The sequence below is a fragment of the Thermopirellula anaerolimosa genome, from assembly GCF_054657335.1.
In genome coordinates, this window is the sequence record NZ_BAAHYX010000004.1 from 853,810 (window position 1) to 873,432 (window position 19,623).

Sequence of the window (19,623 nt, forward strand, 5' to 3'; positions counted from 1 at the left end):
CGCGAAAATCGGATCGACGTTCAGCCCCAGAGTGGTACTGCGTCAGAACCGAATCTCAGCTCGACCGACCAGACCGTCGAAGGTGATCGTATCGTTCAGGTCACTGAAGTTATTGGCCTGTACGCCGCGAATGAAGGTGTCCGCGTCCACGGCGTTGAACCATGCGCTGACCATGTAGCCGGCGCTGAAGAAGCATCGACCGCTGGGGCTGGTCCAGCCGACCCCTAGTTCCAAGTCCAAAATCGGCACGACCTTGCCGGTCCGCCACGACACATCGACCACGGCGGGGTCGAAGGTCTGGCTTTGGGTGTAACGGGCGCGGAAATCGCCCGCTACAAAGCTCGCGGCGCTCCGCCCGTACACCAGCCAACCGCTATTCTTTGCATGACGTTCGCCTTCCAATCCCAAGCGGATGCCGCCGCCGTAAAACCGAATGTCCGTCGCGACGTTTTCCGTCCCGTTATTTTGGTAGGTCGCCGAGAAATCCTGCTCCAATTGGGCATATCGGGCACCCACCAACCAATTCAAAGACCCGTAGCACGAGGACCGAAAGACGTGGCGGTAATCCGCGTCGATCAACTGGAAGTCGACGTCGTTGCTGGCCGTACCTCGGAGAAAATCAGCCGCGGCGCTGGCCGTGGCGGGATGCGACACCAAAGACCGCAGCACGAGCGGCGCCTCGGTCTCGATGGCGTCGTCGGTGTGGCTCTCGAAGAAGGTGTACGAAGCCCCGACGCTGGAGCATTCGTCCAAGGCTCGACCGACGCCGAAGCGGAACCCCATGTTGTAGTCGATGTCGGCGTTGGCCACGCGTCCCACTTGCACGGGAACGCTGCCGCCGGTGATGGCGCCGTCGATCGGCACGGCCCAGGGAACGTCGGCATCGCTGGGTTTCAGGTAGAGGACTTCACCCCAAACTTGCCAAAGCGGCATACAGGAGTCGCATGCAGGAGGGCAAACGTCCGGCTGAGGAACCGGTTGCGGCGCGGCGCCCTCTTGAAACCCGGTTTGAACGACTCCGCCGTAGCCCTGCCAAGGCGGAGCCATCTGATAATCCGGATTTGACCATTGGGCGGAAACCAGGCCCGCCATACCGGCCCAAATCACAACACAGGAAACCAGTTTGATTCTCATGCCTCGCCTCATCCTTGAAAAGTCGAACCTTCCTGGGAAATGAACCTTCCAAACGCCGCGCGATGCACGCTCGCACTTGCCGCTTGTATCGGATGTATCGCCGCGGACAACTGACGACAGCCAAGAAATACCGAAGCATCGGCAGAGTTTACGCATCCCTCCCATTTCTACGCACAAATCCAGGACCGACCCAAGAGCCCGACAGTTGCAATCGTCTACTCGCCCGGCGTCGTGACCGCTCTATCCGTTACTTTTCGCTCACAATGCCCATCATGCCGGCTCAAATCGCCAAACATCGGCCCCGCCATCGTTTGACAATCGCTCGGTTTGACCTAGCTTTTCCCAGATGGCGGTGAAGGACGGCCAATGATTTCGGCAGTCCTTCGCCCTGACTTTTCGTTTTGGCTTGTCGCCGAGAACTTTTCGAGAGGCAGCGGCTTTCGGGCAAAGGCGCACGATTTCGATCGCACGACTTTTCCCAGCCCACTGCAAAGGTTCCGTCTTTTCAAAAGGAGGTCCCATGAGCGCTCGCGTCTTAGTCGCCGACGACTCCAGCACCATGCGCAAAATCATCATCCGCTCGCTTCAAGCGGTCGGCGTTCCCGAAGCCGTGGAAGCGAGCGACGGCAACGAGGCCGTCAACCTCTTCCAACCGGGCAAGTTCGACATGGTGCTGACCGATTGGAACATGCCGGGCAAATCCGGGCTGGAGGTGATTCAGAGCATCCGGTCGCAAGACCCCAACGTGCCGATCATCATGATCACCACTGAGGCGGAAAAAAGCCGGGTGCTTCAAGCCATCCAGGCGGGGGTTTCCGACTATCTCGTCAAACCGTTTACGGCGGACACCCTGCGGGAAAAGCTGGAAAAGCACGGTTGCGGTTGAAGTCGGGTTCGATCTCGGAAAGCCTTGGCGCGAATGGACTCGAGCTTCGCCTTAGGTTTACGTTTCCTCGTTACACAGAGTTGTTTTTGATGACCTATGTTTCAGTAACCGCCGATTTCGGTCCGTAGTGCCGACGAATTTCGCCGGGCGGCCGTGTCGTCCAAGAAAAGGAGAGGTCCATGAGCACTGCCCTTCATGAACAAGAGGCCCTGGTCCAAGAACTCGCCCATCGCGAAGGCAGCGGAACGCTGCAATTGGTCAGCTTTCGTTTGGGGCAAGAGGAATACGGAGTGGAAATCACCAAGGTGCAGGAAATCATCCTGATGGGTGAGATCACCAAGGTGCCGCAAACGCCCGAATATATCAAAGGCTTGATCAACCTGCGAAGTTCCGTCATTCCCATTGTGGACCTTCGGCTGCGTTTCGGCCTGCCTCCTCAAGACACCTCGGACGAAACGCGGATCATGGTCGTGAACGTCCGCGGCAAGACGATCGGCATCATCGTCGATGCCGTGAGCGAAGTGCTGCGTATCAACAAGGACCAAATCGCTCCGCCGCCCCCGACCGTCGCCGGCCTGGGTCGTGAATATCTCACGGGCCTGGTCAAGTTGGACAAACGCCTGCTGATCCTCCTCGACATTGAGCGCATTTTGGATGAGCAGGACGGTTCCTTAGGCGACTTCTAATCGCGGTTCGCCCCCCGGCGCCCGCGGTTTCTTAGCCCCTGGGACGAGAGGCTCCCGCGCAATGAACGCAAAGCAGCGCGTCGGCCCGCGGTCGCGACCGTGCGGCCGACGCCCTCAGCCATCGCGGGACGGACTCCACACGGTGATGGGACGCCGCGCGGAGCGGTCCCTGAATCCGCCGCATCCCAGGTTTATTCAGCAAGAATAGCGGATTCGTCACGACGACATAGGCTGGTCTGCGCGTCCCAACGGAGGGCCGCCGTAGCATGGAGGCAATGGAGGCCGCCGCTACTCTCAGTCGCGCTGGCATAAACCGGATGGGAAGGCAACGCCGACGCGAGGACTAGCGTAAACGACGGACAATGGTTCCTGGAGAATCAAAAAGATGCCCCTGCCGCCGAAACCGACTACGACGCCGAAACCCAATTCGACTTGGAAGCCGGTTGCCCCCATCGTCGCCCCCGCCCCTTTGCGTCAAGTTACGGACGAGGAGTTGCGGCGGTACGCGGACCTGATCTATCGGCGAACCGGGATCAAGATTTCTCCGCAGAAAAAGACCTTGCTCTCGAACCGTTTGGGACGTCGCCTCCGCGAGACGGGCATTTCCGGCTTCGACGAGTACTACCGTCACCTGACCGCCCTCCCCAACAACCATCCGGAATGGGACGCCTTCTTGCAAGAGATCACCACGCACGAAACCTTCCTCTTTCGCGACGAGGGACAGTGGCGTTGGTTCCGGCATCAATTCCTGCCCGCGGTCGCCGCTTCGCAACCGGATGGTATTAAGCAACTCCGCATCTGGTCGGCGGCGTGCAGCACGGGCGACGAGGCCTTCACCGCGGCCCTTTGTATCGCGGCGACCTTTCCCGACCTCAGTCGCTGGCGGGTGCAGATTCTAGGTACGGATATCGGGGTCGGGGCCGTGCAACAAGCCCGCACCGCGACCTTCGGCGAACGCGCTATGCGTTTGGTACCCGACGATTTCAAGTCCCGTTATTTCGATAAGCTGCCCAACGCCGAGGTTTGGCGCGCGAAGCCCAAGCTTACGGCCATGACGACGTTTCGACAACACAACTTGATGGAACCGCTTCGCGAGCGACCGTTCCATCTCGTGTTTCTTAAGAACGTCTTGATCTATTTCGACCCGCCGTCCAAGCGGGTCGTGCTGAATCACGTCAAGAACCTGATTCTTCCGGGCGGCTATCTCGTCGTCGGCGCGGCCGAAGGAGTCGGCGATCTGATGTCCGACATGAAACGCATCCAACCTTGGCTGTACCAAAGGCCGGCGGAATCCCAGGCGAAGAGCCTCGTTAAGCCGATCTCTCCGGCTTTGGCCCGTTGATGGGCTTTCACCTCACTATTCCTCTTCACCGCCATCCGACGATCTGACCGAGACCCGGCAGCCCATCCCGGTCTCAAAGCCGTTCGAGCCTCGGCCCACGCTTTCAGAAAAGCGTTCGCCCGCCGGCAAATCCGCGTCGGGACGTCGCGCCGCCGTTCCGCTTCCAAGCTCCATCATGGAAACAGCATGACCGGCGGAATTTTTTCTCACGCCGTTTGAGCGTGAGCTAAGTTTCCGTAGAACGGATCGGCTCCACGTCGTCCGTTTTGCTTGCCGCCTTTGCGGGCGACCCCTTTGCGTGTGTTCCCGCTTGGGCGACTCCACCCACCGAAAACCAACCGCGAACTAGGCCTACCGAATTCCTCGGCAAAAGGATTGTTCATGGCTGCAACGGATCCCCTGCCCCGCGACGAGATGTTCGAAGCCTTGCTCGGCGATTTTCTCGACGAGTCGAGCCAACACCTCGATCGGTTGAACGAGAATCTCCTGCTCCTCGACGAAACGCTCCGAGAGCAGACTGAGCAATCGCAAACCTGCGATGTCGAAGTCTTGAACGAGATGTTCCGAGCGGCCCACAGCCTGAAGGGGCTCTCGGCGATGCTCGGCCTCACCGACATCAATCAACTGACGCACAAGGTGGAAAACGTCTTCGACGCCGCGCGCAACGGGCAATTGAGGATCGATCGCGAGGTGATCGACCTGATGTTCCGCGCGGTGGATCGGCTTTCCGCCATGGTGGACGCCCTTCGCGAACCGCCGGAAATCCCCATCGACGCGGACGCCGAAGTGCACGACATCGCGGGGCTTCTGCGACGGGCGGGATGCGAGAAAAAGCAGAGTTCGCAAAGCGACGCCGAAAAGGCTCTGGCCGATCTGCAACGGGCGGAAGCCGCGGTCGCGGAGGCCATCCAGGCTTCGCCGCCTCCCGGCGCCGAAGAACCGACCGCGACTTCAAAAAGCATCCCGACTTCGTCTCCCGAAACATCCGCCCGGGCTCAAGCGGAACGCCTATTCGCCGATGTTCGCGACGACGGCGACGTGGATCCGCAGTACGTCGCCATTTTGGCGGACGAAGTGAATCAAGGAATCGATACGCTGACGGAGACCCTGCTGCGCGTGGAGGGCGGCGGCAGTAAGGAAGACCTGGAATCGCTGCTATGCACGGCGCATCGCATCAAAGGTTCCTCCGCGGCTGTGGGCTTCCAACGCGCGGCCAAGCTCGCCCACCTCATGGAGGACCTCCTCCAAGAACTGCGCGAGAACGGTAAGCCGCTGCTTCCCGAAGTCAACGACGTACTCTTGCGGTGCACGGACGCGCTGCGGGCATTCGCCGCCGACCTCCGCGGCAACGGCGGGGAAAGTCCCGATTTCGTCGAGGCCGCCGCCCGATTGATCGCTTGCCGACAAGGCGGCAACTCCGCGTGCTCTCCGCAAACGGTCGAGCCGCAAAAGCCGGGCATCGACGAAAACTGGATGCAAGCGGTCGCCGAAGCAAGCGGAGACGCTCGGGCCGTCGCGGGCATCGTTCGATTCCACGCCGATCTGCCGCTACCCGGATTGAAAGGCCGTTTGGTCTACGAAAAGCTTTGCCATTTGGGCGGCGTGTGTCTATTCCAGCCCGATCCCGCCAACCTGGATCAACTGGAAAAACTGGAGTTCGTCAAGTTCGGGCTAGTCACCAATCAGGCACCGGAGGCCGTTGAGCGGGCGGTGCGAGTGGGCGGCGTTACGGACGTAACCCTCACGGTCATCGGCTCGCCCTCGACCGACGAAAACGCTTCCGGTCTCGGCGAAGTCTCTGCTCCGGGTGAGGACAAGACCCCGATGGAAGCAGCGGTCGCTCCCACCGTCGGCGTCCCCGTCGAAAGCCCCTCAGGCGCCGCGCAACCCGGCGGTGATTCCCTCTCGCCAACGTCGTCGGGCGCAAACCCATCAGCACCTGAAGTCGCTCGAAAGAGCACCTCGCCCGCGGTCGACAAGAGCCCACGACCGGATACGGGTGGTAAGAACAAGCCGAGCGAGGCGACGAAAACAAACGAAACCCTGAGAGTCGACATCGAGCGGTTGGACGACCTAATGAACCTGGCCGGCCAATTGGTCATCAGTCGGGCACGGTTCTTCGAATTGGGCGACAAGCTTAAGGCCCGCGCGGGAGACATGCGGGCCGTGCAGTTGCTGCGCGGCATTCAGGACACGCTGGCGCGCGTCCTTGCCCGCGACAACCGCCGCGCCGCCGGCACCGCGGACGCGGAAACCCACCTCCGCCGAATCGAAAAAGATTTGCAAGCCTTGCATGAGGAGTTGTCCTCGCTGCTGGAGATTCGCACGGCGGTCAATCAACTCTCGGAGGCCATCCACCAGTTCGATCGCATCACCGATGACATCCAGCGGAGTGTCATGCAGACTCGCATGGTGCCGATCGGTCCCTTGTTCCAGCGATTCAAACGCGTGGTACGCGACGTCACGCGGGCCAACGGCAAGACCATCCAGTTGGTCATCCGCGGAGAAAAGACCGAATTGGACAAGCGGATGATCGACGAACTCGGCGATCCCTTGATCCATCTGGTCCGCAACAGTGCGGACCACGGAATCGAACCGCCCGAGCAACGCAAGGCGTCGGGCAAGCCGATGATCGGCACGATCACCCTGGACGCTTACCAGCGCGGCAATTCGATCATCATCGAAGTCATCGACGACGGCAAAGGCTTGGACGCCGACCGCATTCTTCGAAAGGCGGTCGCCCGCGGCCTGGTGTCCCAAAGCGACGCGGAAAAACTGAGCCGGCAAGAGATCTACCAAATGATCTTTCTGCCGGGCTTAAGCACCGCGGAAAAGGTCACCGAAGTGTCCGGTCGCGGAATGGGCATGGATATCGTCAAAAGCAAGATCGAGGAACTCAGCGGCGTGATCGAGTTGGACAGCACGCCGGGAGTGGGCACCAAGGTTTCCATCCGCCTGCCGTTGACCCTGGCGATCCTGCCGAGTTTGTTGGTGGAAATCGGATCCGAAATCTACGCCATGCCGATCGAGGTCGTGCGCGAGATCGTCTGCGCCCGGCAGGAAAACATCCTGACGGTGCACGGATTGCGTACCGCCCGCATTCGTCAGCGCGTCATTTCTCTGGTCGAACTCGAGGAATTGTTCCAAGGGCCGGGAACGCGGCGAGATTCCCGGCGCGACCCCCCGGAGACGACGCTGGTGGTGCTGGGCGACCAGAACCACGAGCTAGGGTTGGTCGTCGATCGCGTGATCGGAGAGCAAGACGTCGTCATCAAGTCGGTAGCCGAAAACTACCAGAACGTGCCGGGCATCGCCGGCGCCAGCATCCTGGGCAACGGGCGCGTCTCGCTGATTCTGGACGTGGGCGCCCTGATGCAGGCCGTGGTGCGGCGCGGTGCGGGGAATTTCGCCGCATAAGAATGCACACCGAGTTCACATCTTGCTTCGACAAACAACCTTAATTGGGCAACGTACGTTACGTTTCTAAGATGCAAAAGGATCAGCGACCATGACCACGCTTACCAACAACAGCCGCGCCGCGGCTCTGGAACCGCTCTTCGCGGCGGCCACGCACGAGGCCTCCACCGCCATGTGCCGATGGACCAACGGCGAAATCCAACTCTCTCTCGACGAGGTCTTGGAGGTTCCGTTGGATCGCGTGACCGAAGTGCTCCAGTTGGGCGACGATCTCTTGACGATGGTCGCACTGGACCTGCTTTCCGATTCCGGGACGGTCATCCTACTGATCTTCGACGAGATCAACGGTCGGCAATTGGCAGCCACTTTGCTCCGGGAACCGTGCAATCCCAACACCGAGTGGTCGGAGATGGAGAAGTCGGCCCTAACGGAAACGGGCAATATCCTGGGCTGCGCCTACATGAATGCGCTGACCAAACTGGTGGGTCGGCCCCTAGTGCCCTCGCCCCCCTATTTCATCCAGGATTACGGCGCCAGCGTCGTTCAGCAAGCGCTGATGGCGCAAGCCATGGAGTCGGACACGGTTTTGGTTTGCCGAACGGGATTCCACCGTCGGGATGAAGATTTGAACTGGCACGTACTTCTGCTCCCGTCCGTTTCTTTGCGGCAGAATCTCGAGCGAGTAACGACTCGCACACCTTCGAAAAACGACTGAGACGATTTTCAACTCGCCGGTACAGTGTCCCGATTGACGGCCATAACCCAAGATTCGGGCCGCAATTCGCAAGGAGCCATCGGAGATTCAGGAGTGGAACTCATGTCGACTTCCGCAACCGTCGCCGCGGATGCAAAGCAAGTGAAGACGCTGTCCGTGGGAATGGGTCAAGCGCTTCCCGGCGACCGACAGACACAACTGACGGCTATCCTCGGCTCGTGTATCGCGGTCGTGCTGTGGCACCCCCGCATGAGCCTTGGGGCCATGGCCCATGTGGTCCTCCCCGACTCGCACGGAAAGACCGAGACGCCCGGGAAGTTCGCCGACACCGCCGTCCCACACTTGGTGCGCATGTTGGAAGGCAAAGGCTGCAACCGAAGCGGGTTGACGGCCAAACTGGCGGGCGGAGCCTGCATGTTTCGAGGCGGCGGGCCGCTCCAGATCGGCGACGACAACATCGCGGCCTGCCAGGCCCAACTCCGTAAGCTGGGAATTCCCGTCGCCGCGGAAGATCTCGGCGGTACCAGCGGACGCAAAGTCACGATGGATTTCGCGAGCGGGCGATTGACCGTCGAAATCGCCGGCAAGGTAGCTCGCGTCATCTAATCCACAACAACCTCATCCCATAACCGCCTCGGTCGTGACCGCCGCGCACCGAACGAATCGGTGGGATGCGACTCCATCGCCGGTCGGCTGAGGCACACCGAAACGCCGCCTGCACCGAAGGGTCGTCTCCCTTTCTTCGTCCAATGCTGCAATCATTGGACGATTCTTCGGGTCAAGCTCCGGGGATGACCGGACCTTCCATCATCGAATACGGCAGCCCGATCCGTTTGCTGCTTGCAACGTCGTCCCCGGTCCGCAAAACTGAAACGTGTTTCGCTGCGGCGATCGTCCCGCAATGCACGTTTCGGATGGAGAAACCCATGCAACACTCTCCTTCACGACGCGATTTCTTAACCCGGACGACCGGTGGATTGGTCGGCGCCGTGGCTATCCGAAGCGGCGCGACCGCGGGTGAGATGGAGTTCGCCGCAAAAAGCGATGAGCCGGTGCCGCCCGGATTCTTTCGAGAACCTTCGCGGGACATTCCCATCGTCGAGACGGCAGACGTCGTGGTTTGCGGCGCAGGTCCGGCGGGGGTCAGTGCCGCCATCACCGCCGCCCGCGCCGGCGCCCGCGTCCGACTACTGGAGGTCCACGGGTGTCTGGGCGGCGTTTGGACGTCCGGGTTACTGTCATGGGTCCTCGACTACCGCAATAAGTCGGGCATCATGAGGGAAATCGCCGCGCGACTGGAGAAGCGGCAAGCCGCCGTTCGCTATCCCGAGGGGGCCGGCGCCGCCCTGGCCTATCGCCCCGAGGCCATGAAACTGCTGCTCGAAGAAATGTGCGAGGAATCCGGGGTGCAAGTGCAACTCTTCACGCGCGTTTGCGCAGCGGACGTCGATGAGAGCAAGGCACTGCGTCTAGTCGTCACCGAATCCAAGTCCGGTCGACAGGCCTGGCAAGGCAAGGTCTTCATCGATGCCACCGGCGACGGCGACCTGGCGCAATTGGCGGGATGCCGCTTCGATTACGGCGGAGAAAACGGCGGTCCGGCCCAGCCCATGAGCTTATTGGCGATTCTCACCGGGTTGGATCCCGAGCAGGCGGCCCCGTTCGTCCGCGGCTTGGCGGAACCCCTCGGTGAGCGGAACCCGAAGGCTAGGTTCCTTGCCGAGATTCGACGCGGGGGAGTCGATCCTTCGTACCAGGCGCCGACCCTTTTCTGCTTGGGGCACGGGTTCTTCGCCATGATGGCCAATCACGAGTACGGCGTATGCGGGTTCGACGCCGCCCAAGTCACGGCGGCCACGATCCGCGCCCGGCGGGAAATCCACCGGATCATCGACGCCCTGCGAACCTTGGGAGACCCTTGGAGCAACGTCGAAATCGCGGCCACCGCTGAACAAATCGGCGTCCGTGAAGGGCGTCGTCCCTACGGGCGATATCGTGTCACCGCTTCCGATTTGATCCGAGGCACCCGACACGAAGACGCGGTATGTACCGTCACGTTTCCGGTAGACATCCACTCTCCCGACCCGACCAAGAACAAGGCCATCGAAGCCCGAGGTTTTCGCGCGCAGCCCTACGACATTCCCTTCCGCGCTCTGCTTTCGGCGGATATCCAAGGGCTGCTTTTCGCAGGCCGCTGCATCAGCGGGGATTTCACGGCACATTCCAGCTATCGCGTTACCGGAAACGCCGCGGCGATGGGCGAGGCGGCAGGTGCTGCGGCGGCCTTGGCTGCCGCTCGCGGAATCCCTCCCCATGAACTGGCCTGGCCGGATGCAGCACAACTGCGAAGCGAACTCGCCCGATCAGCGGAAGAGGCCGGGTAGAATCCGCCCCTCGCTGTCGGCCGTGCTCGGAACTTGCGGCACGCCCTTGGTCCCGGCGTTGCGCTCCAAGGCTCCGCGGACGCCGAGAACCTCGGGATGCCGCGCGATCTTGTCGCTGAATACCCGCATGTCGCTGATGATCGGACGCAAGTCTTGCGTCAGTTGCTGGACGTTGCCCATCGTGCGATCGAGTTTTTCGTACAACTCGGGGTCGCGAATCAACCGTCCCAGTGTGCCGTCCTCTTGATTCAGGTTTTGGCCGAAAGTCTCCAATTCCGCCATCAACTGATCCAACTTCTGCAAGCTGCTGTCCAGTCGCTGAACGATGACGGGACCTCGCTCGGAAAGACTATCGGTAAAACTTCGCAGATTCTCCAGGTTACCCCGGGCGGCGCCGATGGTCTGATTCGTTTCGTTCAACGTCGCCCGGATATCGTCCACCAAGCTCGGGATGCGGTCCAGGGCCTCTTTGAGTCGCGCCTTCAGTTCCGGATCCCCCACCAGGTCATTGGCGTTTTTCACCGTGGATCGGGCCTCGAGAACCGTGTCGTTGGCATTGCGGACCAAATCCGCCACTGCCTGCCGATTGTCGTCGATCACGTTGCTGACGGAGCGGACGGTTCGCCCCAATTCGTCGCTTGTCCTCGTTACCGAGTCGATCGCCGTGACGAGACGCTCTTGGAGGTTCGTAAAGACCACGACGGGATCCGGAGGAACGATGCCCTGCATCACGTCGCCTTCGCGGACGGGATCCGTCGGCGCGTTCGGGTCCGGCGACAGGGCGAATTCCAGCATCGAGTCGCCCAAAATGGCGCGGTTCAATCGGCACACCTCATTTCGTCGCAACAGGTATTGGCGTTCGATCCGGGCCGTCACCATGACCTCGCCCTCCGGAGTCAGTTTGACGTCCGTCACGCGTCCTATCACGATTCCGCTCTTTCGCAAGGGAGAGCGCTCGGCCACGCCGGGGGCTTCCGCGAACTTGATGTAGATCGTGTATTCGGAGGGAAAAGGCCATCGCCACTCGCCGAAGGTGACGACCAGAATGGCGGCGATCATGATGCTGGCCAGCACCATCACGCCGATCCGAAACTGCATCAGGCGTTCATCCATGGTCGGCCTCTCCTTGCGCGTTGCGTCGGCGCCGCATTTCCATAAGCCGTTCGCCCGCCTCCCCCCGAACGAATTGGATTACGCGGATGTCGGCCGCCTCCTCGATCGCGCCGGGCGGGCCGTCATAGAGAATTTGGCCTTCACCCGGTTCCAAGCGCGGCAGGGGATACAACATCACGACGCGATCCGCCACCTTGACGGCGGTCCGCATATCGTGCGTCACGATAATGCTGGTCACGGAGTGCGCCGACCTTGTTCTCAGCATCAATTCGTTAATGACGTCACTCATGATCGGATCCAAGCCGGTGGTCGGCTCGTCGTAGAGCATTACCTCCGGTTCCAGGGCCAAGGCCCGGGCCAGTCCCACCCGTTTCCGCATGCCGCCCGACAACTCCCCCGGCTTTTTCGTCAGGACCGATTCCGGCAATCCCACTTCTGCCAAACGCCTTAGGACGACGTCGGCGATCTGCTGCGGACTCATGGCGGTATGTTGCCGCAGCGGAAAAGCGATGTTTTCCCCAATCGTCATGCTGTCGAACAGGGCGGCCTGTTGGAAGACGAAGCCGAAGCGTGTCCGCTGCCGGGCCAATTCGGCCGCCGGCAATTCCTGGAGATTCCGACCGTCGAAGAGCACGCGTCCCGCGGTGGGCCGCTGCAAACCCACGATGGTCTTTAGCAGCACCGTCTTTCCGCAACCGCTCTCGCCGAGGATCGCCACCGTCTCACCGCGGCGGATTTTCAGGTCGATATCGCGCAGCACCGTCTGCCGGCCGAAGCGGACGTGCAACCCTTCGATTCGCAACAAGGGCGAATCGCCGTCGGCCGACGTCGTCGTGGCCTCCGCCGTGGACACCGCCATGCGTCAGCAAACCCTCTCCCGTCAAAAAGCGTCACCGCCGTCTCGATATTTCTACACCAAACGCGGAGCCGTGGACCAAAGCATGCCGTAAATCGCCTCCAACATGATTCCCAAGATCAGGTCAAGCAAGAGAATCGCCACGAAAGAGTGAACGAAGGCGTAGGTAGCGGCGCGACCCACCCCCTCCGCGCCCGGTTCGCAGTGAAACCCGTGGTGGCAGGCAATTACGGCGATGGAGGCACCGAAAAAGAGGGTTTTCGCCGTCCCCGCCGCCAGATCGAACAGCCCCACGTATTCCGCCGAGTTTTGCAGATAATAGTACGCGTCGATATTGAGGACGTGCACGCTGTAGAAGTAGCCTCCCACCACGCCCATGAAGTCGGCCATCAACGTCAGCGCGGGGATCAGGAAGAGGCAAGCCAGAAACCGCGGGACCACCAGATAATGAATGGGGTCCGCTCCCATCACGGTCAAGGCGTCGATTTGCTCCGTCACCCGCATGGTCCCCAATTCGGCGGCCATGGCGCTTCCCACCCGCCCGGCCAACATGGTAGCGGCCAAGACCGGCCCCAATTCGCGGACCAGCGACATGTTGATCACCGCTCCCAGCCGCGTCTCCAGGTTCAGCATTTTGAATTGGGCGTAACTTTGAACGGCCAAGACCATGCCGATAAACATGCCGGTCATCGCGACGACGGGCAGACTCAAGACGCCGATATGATAGAAATTCCAAATGATCGTCTCGCGCTGCGGGCGCTTGCTGACGAGCCAACGCAGCATCCGTCCGGCAAAGATCGAGACGCTCCCCAGGGCGACCAACCAATCGATGGTGCGATCCCCGACATCCGCCACCCATTGGGCGAGGTCGTTGATAAGGGAACCGGGCGCCCCCGGCAGACCATCCTTGTTAACCTCCGTTCCCGAACTCATAGGGTATCGTTTCCTCGGCAAGTCCCGGCCCAGTCGCCTCGGGCAAATGGTGCAGCCCTTCCGATTGCGCGTCATTAGCGCAGCACGGACCGGCCGGGTACTCTTTACCAAGTCATTCTTCGTCGTATCCGGCGGTTCGACTTGAACCAATCACACCGGAATAATCGAATAGCGCGAAAAGGAAATCTGGGCGGGATATTGCCACACGATCCAGCGAATCAACGCGATTAGAACCATCGCAATGAGAAGCCTTCGGTCTGCGTTGAAACCTGGGAGGTCGATCATCGACGGCGCAAGGCTGAGATGTGCGCCCCCCGCTCAGGCGTATTCCTGATAGAGCGGAGTCATGATCACCTCCCAAACATGCGCCCGGGGAGGCAGTTCCGCGATGGTCGCCACCACTTGAGCGATATCCTCGCCCTGGAGCATGGCAGCGCGGCGCTCCTCGGGAACCGGGGTTGGACGCTGTTCCAAGATGGGCGTATTGACCTCGCCGGGACAGATGTTCGTTACCCGAATCCCGTTCTTGCGTTCCTCCAAACCCACCGCGTAGCTGAGCGCGGTCAAGGCAAATTTGGAGGCGCAGTAGGCCGTTCCCGCCAACTCCAGCGCCCGCTTGCCGGCGATCGACGAGATGTTGACGATCAGGCCGTCACGCCTGGCTCGCATGCCGGGCAAAACCGCCCGAATGCAGTTGTACGCCCCTGTGGCGTTGACGGCGAGGACGCGGTCCCAATCCTCGGGAGCCAACTCCGCCATCGCCCGGCGGACTACGTTGATTCCCGCCGCATGAACCAAGATCGCAATCCCGCCCAATTGGCGCGTGACGGACTCGACCACCCGCTCCACGGCGGCGCGGTCGGCAACGTCACAGGGGAAGGGATGCAAGGGCCTATCGGGAACAGTCGACGCCGCGAGTCGTAATTTGTCCGCCGATCTGCCGACGATTGCGACTCGGGCACCGCGTTCGGCCAAACATCGAGCGACGGCCAGGCCGATGCCGCTCCCTCCCCCCGTCACCAACACCGTCTTATCCTTCAGAGTCATCGGCGCCGGTTCCTTCTCCGGGCTGATTCCGAGGCCGGGCGAAACACCGCAAGCGCTCGGTCGACCTCCGGCAAATAACGGTCAGCGGCACCGGGCGCGGCTTCGCAAGCGTGCGATCCATCGGGCCAAAAGTCCGCAACGCTTCGACGGGGCGGAGGCCAACGTCGTCAAGTCGCGGACCCAAACGTTGCGGAACTCGACCAGATGCCCGTGGTTCTGCACCGAAATGTAACCGCATAAGGGCTTGTTGCGAATCTCCTCGATTTGGCTCTGATCGACGTCCTGCACCAACTCGCCGTTCAGGACCACGCGAATCCTCGTCCCGCGGGCCGTAATCTCCACCACATTCCACTCGCCCGCCGGCTTGATGGCATTCTTCTGCGGGGCTACATAGCGATAGAGCGACATGCTGGAGTGGACATCCGGCGTCTTTCCGGCGTCATCGAAGATTTGGACTTCGAATCCTGACATCGAGGGGCGCGTGTCGGGCTTCTTGGGGTTGTACTTGTCGCCTCGAATGCCGATCCCGCTATTGCAATTGGGGGACATCCGGAACTCGAGGTGGAGCGTGAAATCACAAAAGGTACGGTCGAAGCGAAGGAACCCGAAGCCCTTGCCCGCACACACGATCTTGCCGTCCTCTACGAACCAGTTCGGCTTTTCCTGATCACCGTCCTTGTAAACGGCGGGACCTTCAACCACCCAGCCCGACAGGTCCGATCCGTTGAAAATCGCTTCCCAGGCAGGCTGGACGAGGGTCCCGCAGCGCGGCCTCGCCTCGGAAATCGTCCCCAACGAGATCACTGCCGCCAGCGCAGGCATTACTCCGCAAAGCCATGCTCGATACATCACGGTGCCGAATCCTTATGCTGAAAAAATCGAACCAAGCGCGCTCCCAAGACGATGCAGGGCGCATCACTTCACTATAATTCGTTGCGACCGCCAATTCTCGGGTCGACCTCGGACCGCATCACGACGTCCGCCATCACGTCCAGCGCCCGGAGGACTCCGACGGCGCGCGATGCGCGAGTCGGTCCTCACGCCCGCGCCACGGGTGAGAAGCGACCGCTTCGCGTGATCGTAGCCTGAAGGTTTTTCAAAAGCCGGACCTCGCGCGACACCGTTTCGACAGCCTGCTCCGGGGTCAGCTTGCCCAGCGCCTCGTTCTCGATGCAGAGGTCGTTGGAATAACCGGCCTTGCGGAGGATGGCAAGCACCCGACCGAAGTCGATGTCGCCGCGGTCGATCGGACAATGGAACTCGGCGTAGCGGTATCCCATCGGACGCCGACGCTCGCGGTCCTCGGGCGGATAGCCGATGCTCTTGCAGTGCGTGTGGAAGGCGCGAGGGGCGAAGGTCTCGTAGATTCCGTACAACTCGCTCAAGGGATGGCCGAACCAATAGAAGTTGCCGGTATCGAGCGTCAGCCCCAGATTCGGCGACCCCACCGCGGCGAACAGATTCTTCAGAAATTCAGGATCATTGGTCGTATTCCCGTGGTTTTCGATCGCCCAGCGGACTCCGGTCTCAGCCGTGGCCGAGGTGACCTTCTTCATCATTTCCGCAGCGAAGGCCGGGAACTCTTCGCGGGAAAGTCGGCGTGGAACCACGTCAATGCGGATGGCCGGAATGCCCATCGCTCGCGCCGCCTCGGCCGTCCTGCGGCACCATTCCAACTCATCCTCGGGGCGCTCATCGAAGCGGTTGTGCATGCACAAGGCCGTGATCCGCCGACCCGATTTTTGCAACGCCTCGCGAAGCTTCGCCTGCTGATCGTCGTCGGCCAGGCCGTGCGCGAGGTCGCCCTCAAAAAGATTGGGGAGCTTCAATTCCTCCGTAACATCGCATTCCACGCCGTCCACGCCGAAGGCCTCCATCGCGGCCCAGCAGTCGGACTTGCCGGTTCGGCGGAGCATTACGTCGCGGCACGTGACGGGCCAGACCTTCGCCTCGCCGCCGCTCGCCTGGGCCGTCTGCCGCGTTTCCGCCGAAGCCGCGCGGCCCGCCCACACTGCGTATGCCGCGGCCCCGCACGCCGCCGACGCAGCCCAAAAGTCGCGCCGAGAAATAACTTCGGATTTCACACGAGTCGATTCCGCACGGTCCATGCTCTTCATGGTTGCGATTCCTCGAAGGGAGGGAGTGGAAGATCGCCGACATAGCCGACAGCCCCGCGAATATAACTGAGCCTGCACCGACTCGCGTATCGCTTGGGCCGACTGGGGTCCTCTGATGCCCCATTATCGTTGTGCCGCCAGCACAATCAATAGGATCAGGCCGCCCACGGTCACAATCGCCGCCGCGATCGCCCATTGCAGCCAAAAACGCGCGGCACGCTCGGCTTCGCGGGACGCCCGTTGCTCTTGTTCTCGGCGATGCTCCAAACTGTTCCGATATTCCAAACGAAACACTTGGCCGCAAAACGGGCACATGGCATCGCGTCCCAACATATCCTGGGGGGTTTCCAGGACGTGCCCAGCGGGACAGGGGATGTGCAACGCTTCCGGTCCTACCGCCGCCGACTCCAACGGCGGCCTATCTCCAAAGAAGCTCTCCGCGCTGCCCGATCCAAGCTCCGTAGCCCCGGAATCCGCCGACGTTTCGCGATTGCTCCCCGAGCCATCGTCCGTCCGCGCTGCGGTCGCCTCTGCGTCCAATGCGAATTCCGGAGGCGGTGCGTCCGGACCGGCGAAGAACATCGCTTCCCTTGCCTGCTGAGAGGGCGGGCTTCCATCCGCGACCGCCGTCCCATCGGTAATCTCGCCAACCGGTCGCGAAGATTTCCGTGCCGCAGGGATGCGGAGCGTCGTATTGCAGTACGGACATACCGCCGCCCGACCAACATGCCGCTCGTCGGCTTGCAAGAGATGCCCCGTCGGACAAAAGAAATGAAACGGCATGGTCGGCCCCGCCTGTGAAGACTCCGAGCCTCAACGCTCACTCCATCGCCGCGTTCGGATCAAAGCGTCTCCTCCTCCGCGACCTTAGCAGCGTCCTCCAATTGCAGACGCTCGCGGACCAAGGCCAAGACCCGATACACGGTACGCTCGGAGCACTCCATCCGGTCGCTGATCTCTTGGATGGAAAACCCGGCCAAACGCAACAGACAAATACCCCGCTGGGGCTCGTCCAACCCTCGGGTCACGTACTCGATCACGTCTTGGGCCGCCGCCGTCTCATCCGGCAAAGGCTGGTCCACTTGAAACTCGTAGTGCCGCTCATCGGGATACGCTCCCGCGAGCTTTTCACGGCGAATGTCGCGTCGCTGGGAATAAAACCGGCGGCGATATTTGACGCATTTCCTCCTCGTCAATCGCGCCAGCAGTCCCCACAATTCGTCGGTGTTTTCCAGTTCAGGCCGCTTTTTGGACTGAATCTGGGCCAAGGTGGCAAAGACCGATTGAAGGATATCCTCTTCGTCCACCTTGCGACGGACACCCCGCCCCAATTTCCGCCTCGCGAACGCCAACAAGCGCCGCGCGAATCGCTGGAATATCCGGCCGATCCCGTCGCCGGCCTTTTCCGGCGGTTCGAGGTGCGGTTGACTCGCACGCCTCTGTTCCGACACGCGCACTCCCTTTCTCATCCAAAGCAGCCCAAACCGGGAAGCAAGGGAACTCCTCCTAGTCAAACCCCAAACCGGTCCAAATTCCACCCCCCCGAGGGGAGCACTGGGGTTTTTCGGGGATTTCGGCGGTTTTGTGGCAGGTTCTTGCCGTGTTTTGCCATTAAAGAAGAGGGCGGCATTCCAGTCCGCCGTTCGATCAACAAGCGAGGCCAAAGGCGAAGATGCCACACAGGGCCGCGATCTCCTAACACCTGTTCTCACGATCGGGGTGGGGGCGGGGCAGGACGGGTGTTAAGGACCGCGGCCTTTAATTTTTGCGCTCTTGCACGCAACGCGGCAAGCGGCCGAATACTGGGAGAAAACCGGGGCATTGCTAAAAGATTTCGTGGGCCTTTTCCTCCCACGCCGCCGCCAATTGCGCGTCCTCCGCCCGCCGCAACAGGTCGTAGTACGCATAGGGGTATTTGAACACGTGCCCCAAACCGACGGAGCGATCGCCGCGATTCTTCCAATACACGGCTTGGTTCGGCCGGAGTTTGCTCGGCGGATGGTCGGGGATCCGCCGCGCATCGGCGTCAGGCCCCCGCCGCGTGACCGTGACGTACTTCCGAAAGGCCGTGCGGCAACTCTCGGCCCAGCGAACGTCGCCCGTGGCGGCCAACTCGATCAACGCCTGACCGAACGTCAGCATATGCCCTGCGAAACCCTGTCCGTATCCGCGAAATCGGTCCACCGCCGCGAGCGCCTCGCGCAGGACGAACCGCGCCGCCTCGCCCGCATCGGAAAACGGCGGCGGTTGGACGTCTTCGTCCGGATCCACGTCCCGCCACGGTTGGAACGCTCGGATCATTCGACAAACGCCCTCGACCCGTTCCACGGTGGCGGCTTGCGGTAACAGGCGAAATCCCTTGATCGCCAGCATGGCGAAAATGGCGTTGTGCCCGACCTGCCGGAGCGTCTCCCCGCCCTCCGCCAACGCTTCACCGATTCGGCTCAGTCCTGACTCATCCGCCTCGCCGTCCGGAAACGATTCGCAAAGCGGCGTGGATGACCAGTTCTTGTCGCAGATTTCCACGATCCGCGCGGCGGTTTCATCGTCCAAGGCGTTGTCGGCGCAAAGGCAATGAGCCGATATCAGCGCGGCGCCGCGATGCCCGTCCGCGAAGTAGTCGAATCGCCAGGCACGCGCCAGGGCGTTTAATCCCAGCAGAACCAGTCGTTTTCCCGTGATATCCGGGTTCTCAGTGACGGCTTCTCCGCCGCACAACACCGACCCGGCCATCAGTCCGCCGGCGACACACGAGGCTTGCTTCACGAAGTCTCTTCGATCGATCGGTCCGGTCATGATGTTCCTTTCCTCCATCGCGAGTACGGCGCCCGCCTCGGATTCGAAATTGCCGCCGCCCGAAAGTGCTCACCGAGCTATTTTACGTCATTCCGACGACTTCTTCATGCAAAGGCCCGTCCGCACCGTTTGCGAACCTTTAAGATGCGGTTCGCGGCGTTTTGGCCTCCAACCCCCACCCCCTCGCCCTTGCGATC

General features: G+C 61.4%; 17 protein-coding genes. 7 read left to right on the forward strand and 10 right to left on the reverse strand.

All coding sequences use genetic code 11. The features are described from left to right. Positions 1 to 42: 42 nt before the first annotated feature. Positions 43 to 1,134, reverse strand: a complete 1,092-nt coding sequence (locus ACYQ6J_RS03845) for an Lpg1974 family pore-forming outer membrane protein (RefSeq protein WP_460182875.1) — start codon at positions 1,132 to 1,134, stop codon at positions 43 to 45. Between the two features lie 520 nt (positions 1,135 to 1,654). On the opposite strand from ACYQ6J_RS03845, the gene ACYQ6J_RS03850 reads away from it, so the two are divergent. The 7 genes from ACYQ6J_RS03850 to ACYQ6J_RS03880 all read left to right on the forward strand — a co-directional run bounded on the left by ACYQ6J_RS03850 (position 1,655) and on the right by ACYQ6J_RS03880 (position 10,564). Next, complete coding sequence (locus tag ACYQ6J_RS03850; protein ID WP_460182876.1) at positions 1,655 to 2,020, forward strand: response regulator; 366 nt, start codon at positions 1,655 to 1,657, stop codon at positions 2,018 to 2,020. Between the two features lie 179 nt (positions 2,021 to 2,199). Further along, positions 2,200 to 2,706 (forward strand): chemotaxis protein CheW, encoded by a 507-nt coding sequence (locus tag ACYQ6J_RS03855; RefSeq protein WP_460182877.1) that lies wholly within the window; start codon positions 2,200 to 2,202, stop codon positions 2,704 to 2,706. A 385-nt stretch (positions 2,707 to 3,091) separates the two neighbouring features. After that, positions 3,092 to 4,048 carry a CheR family methyltransferase gene (locus ACYQ6J_RS03860; protein WP_460182878.1) on the forward strand — a complete coding sequence of 319 codons (957 nt, stop codon included), beginning with the start codon at positions 3,092 to 3,094 and terminating at the stop codon, positions 4,046 to 4,048. Between the two features lie 381 nt (positions 4,049 to 4,429). Continuing rightward, complete coding sequence (locus ACYQ6J_RS03865) at positions 4,430 to 7,465, forward strand: chemotaxis protein CheA (protein ID WP_460182879.1); 3,036 nt, start codon at positions 4,430 to 4,432, stop codon at positions 7,463 to 7,465. A 91-nt stretch (positions 7,466 to 7,556) separates the two neighbouring features. Further along, complete coding sequence (locus ACYQ6J_RS03870) at positions 7,557 to 8,180, forward strand: chemotaxis protein (RefSeq protein WP_460182880.1); 624 nt, start codon at positions 7,557 to 7,559, stop codon at positions 8,178 to 8,180. A gap of 102 nt (positions 8,181 to 8,282) precedes the next feature. Then, positions 8,283 to 8,786: a chemotaxis protein CheD gene (locus ACYQ6J_RS03875; protein WP_460182881.1), complete on the forward strand. Its 504-nt coding sequence runs from the start codon at positions 8,283 to 8,285 to the stop codon at positions 8,784 to 8,786. A gap of 320 nt (positions 8,787 to 9,106) precedes the next feature. After that, positions 9,107 to 10,564, forward strand: a complete 1,458-nt coding sequence (locus tag ACYQ6J_RS03880; protein WP_460182882.1) for an FAD-dependent oxidoreductase — start codon at positions 9,107 to 9,109, stop codon at positions 10,562 to 10,564. Here the strand turns inward: ACYQ6J_RS03880 and ACYQ6J_RS03885 are convergent. The 9 genes from ACYQ6J_RS03885 to ACYQ6J_RS03925 all read right to left on the reverse strand — a co-directional run bounded on the left by ACYQ6J_RS03885 (position 10,544) and on the right by ACYQ6J_RS03925 (position 19,426). After that, the gene (locus tag ACYQ6J_RS03885; protein ID WP_460182883.1) at positions 10,544 to 11,677 is read right to left on the reverse strand and encodes an MlaD family protein; all 1,134 of its coding nucleotides are present in this window, start codon (positions 11,675 to 11,677) and stop codon (positions 10,544 to 10,546) included. The two genes, ACYQ6J_RS03880 and ACYQ6J_RS03885, sit on opposite strands and share 21 nt — an antisense overlap. Continuing rightward, entirely contained in the window at positions 11,670 to 12,536 is an 867-nt protein-coding gene (locus ACYQ6J_RS03890) for an ABC transporter ATP-binding protein (RefSeq protein ID WP_460182884.1), read from the reverse strand. Before ACYQ6J_RS03890 ends, ACYQ6J_RS03885 begins: the two co-directional genes overlap by 8 nt. Before the next feature lie 51 nt (positions 12,537 to 12,587). Next, positions 12,588 to 13,466 carry an MlaE family ABC transporter permease gene (locus ACYQ6J_RS03895; RefSeq protein WP_460182885.1) on the reverse strand — a complete coding sequence of 293 codons (879 nt, stop codon included), beginning with the start codon at positions 13,464 to 13,466 and terminating at the stop codon, positions 12,588 to 12,590. A gap of 318 nt (positions 13,467 to 13,784) precedes the next feature. Further along, a complete protein-coding gene (locus ACYQ6J_RS03900) occupies positions 13,785 to 14,513 on the reverse strand; it encodes an SDR family oxidoreductase (protein WP_460182886.1) in 729 nt (242 codons plus the stop codon). 81 nt (positions 14,514 to 14,594) lie between these two features. After that, on the reverse strand, positions 14,595 to 15,362 hold the full coding sequence (locus ACYQ6J_RS03905) for a 3-keto-disaccharide hydrolase (RefSeq protein WP_460183306.1): 768 nt from the start codon (positions 15,360 to 15,362) through the stop codon (positions 14,595 to 14,597). Positions 15,363 to 15,550: 188 nt separating this feature from the next. Further along, positions 15,551 to 16,630: a sugar phosphate isomerase/epimerase family protein gene (locus ACYQ6J_RS03910; RefSeq protein ID WP_460182887.1), complete on the reverse strand. Its 1,080-nt coding sequence runs from the start codon at positions 16,628 to 16,630 to the stop codon at positions 15,551 to 15,553. A gap of 123 nt (positions 16,631 to 16,753) precedes the next feature. Next, a complete protein-coding gene (locus ACYQ6J_RS03915) occupies positions 16,754 to 17,413 on the reverse strand; it encodes a hypothetical protein (protein WP_460182888.1) in 660 nt (219 codons plus the stop codon). Between the two features lie 59 nt (positions 17,414 to 17,472). Continuing rightward, positions 17,473 to 18,081 carry a sigma-70 family RNA polymerase sigma factor gene (locus ACYQ6J_RS03920; protein ID WP_460182889.1) on the reverse strand — a complete coding sequence of 203 codons (609 nt, stop codon included), beginning with the start codon at positions 18,079 to 18,081 and terminating at the stop codon, positions 17,473 to 17,475. Positions 18,082 to 18,454: 373 nt separating this feature from the next. Next, entirely contained in the window at positions 18,455 to 19,426 is a 972-nt protein-coding gene (locus ACYQ6J_RS03925) for a twin-arginine translocation signal domain-containing protein (RefSeq protein WP_460182890.1), read from the reverse strand. Between the last annotated feature and the right edge of the window lie 197 nt (positions 19,427 to 19,623).

Bases quoted from the DNA above. Each gene is read 5' to 3' on its own strand.
- ACYQ6J_RS03845 (WP_460182875.1), bottom strand. From the start codon at position 1,134: ATGAGAATCAAACTGGTTTCCTGTGTTGTGATTTGGGCCGGTATGGCG.
- ACYQ6J_RS03850 (WP_460182876.1), top strand. From the start codon at position 1,655: ATGAGCGCTCGCGTCTTAGTCGCCGACGACTCCAGCACCATGCGCAAA.
- ACYQ6J_RS03855 (WP_460182877.1), top strand. From the start codon at position 2,200: ATGAGCACTGCCCTTCATGAACAAGAGGCCCTGGTCCAAGAACTCGCC.
- ACYQ6J_RS03860 (WP_460182878.1), top strand. From the start codon at position 3,092: ATGCCCCTGCCGCCGAAACCGACTACGACGCCGAAACCCAATTCGACT.
- ACYQ6J_RS03865 (WP_460182879.1), top strand. From the start codon at position 4,430: ATGGCTGCAACGGATCCCCTGCCCCGCGACGAGATGTTCGAAGCCTTG.
- ACYQ6J_RS03870 (WP_460182880.1), top strand. From the start codon at position 7,557: ATGACCACGCTTACCAACAACAGCCGCGCCGCGGCTCTGGAACCGCTC.
- ACYQ6J_RS03875 (WP_460182881.1), top strand. From the start codon at position 8,283: ATGTCGACTTCCGCAACCGTCGCCGCGGATGCAAAGCAAGTGAAGACG.
- ACYQ6J_RS03880 (WP_460182882.1), top strand. From the start codon at position 9,107: ATGCAACACTCTCCTTCACGACGCGATTTCTTAACCCGGACGACCGGT.
- ACYQ6J_RS03885 (WP_460182883.1), bottom strand. From the start codon at position 11,677: ATGGATGAACGCCTGATGCAGTTTCGGATCGGCGTGATGGTGCTGGCC.
- ACYQ6J_RS03890 (WP_460182884.1), bottom strand. From the start codon at position 12,536: ATGGCGGTGTCCACGGCGGAGGCCACGACGACGTCGGCCGACGGCGAT.
- ACYQ6J_RS03895 (WP_460182885.1), bottom strand. From the start codon at position 13,466: ATGAGTTCGGGAACGGAGGTTAACAAGGATGGTCTGCCGGGGGCGCCC.
- ACYQ6J_RS03900 (WP_460182886.1), bottom strand. From the start codon at position 14,513: ATGACTCTGAAGGATAAGACGGTGTTGGTGACGGGGGGAGGGAGCGGC.
- ACYQ6J_RS03905 (WP_460183306.1), bottom strand. From the start codon at position 15,362: ATGTATCGAGCATGGCTTTGCGGAGTAATGCCTGCGCTGGCGGCAGTG.
- ACYQ6J_RS03910 (WP_460182887.1), bottom strand. From the start codon at position 16,630: ATGAAGAGCATGGACCGTGCGGAATCGACTCGTGTGAAATCCGAAGTT.
- ACYQ6J_RS03915 (WP_460182888.1), bottom strand. From the start codon at position 17,413: ATGCCGTTTCATTTCTTTTGTCCGACGGGGCATCTCTTGCAAGCCGAC.
- ACYQ6J_RS03925 (WP_460182890.1), bottom strand. From the start codon at position 19,426: ATGACCGGACCGATCGATCGAAGAGACTTCGTGAAGCAAGCCTCGTGT.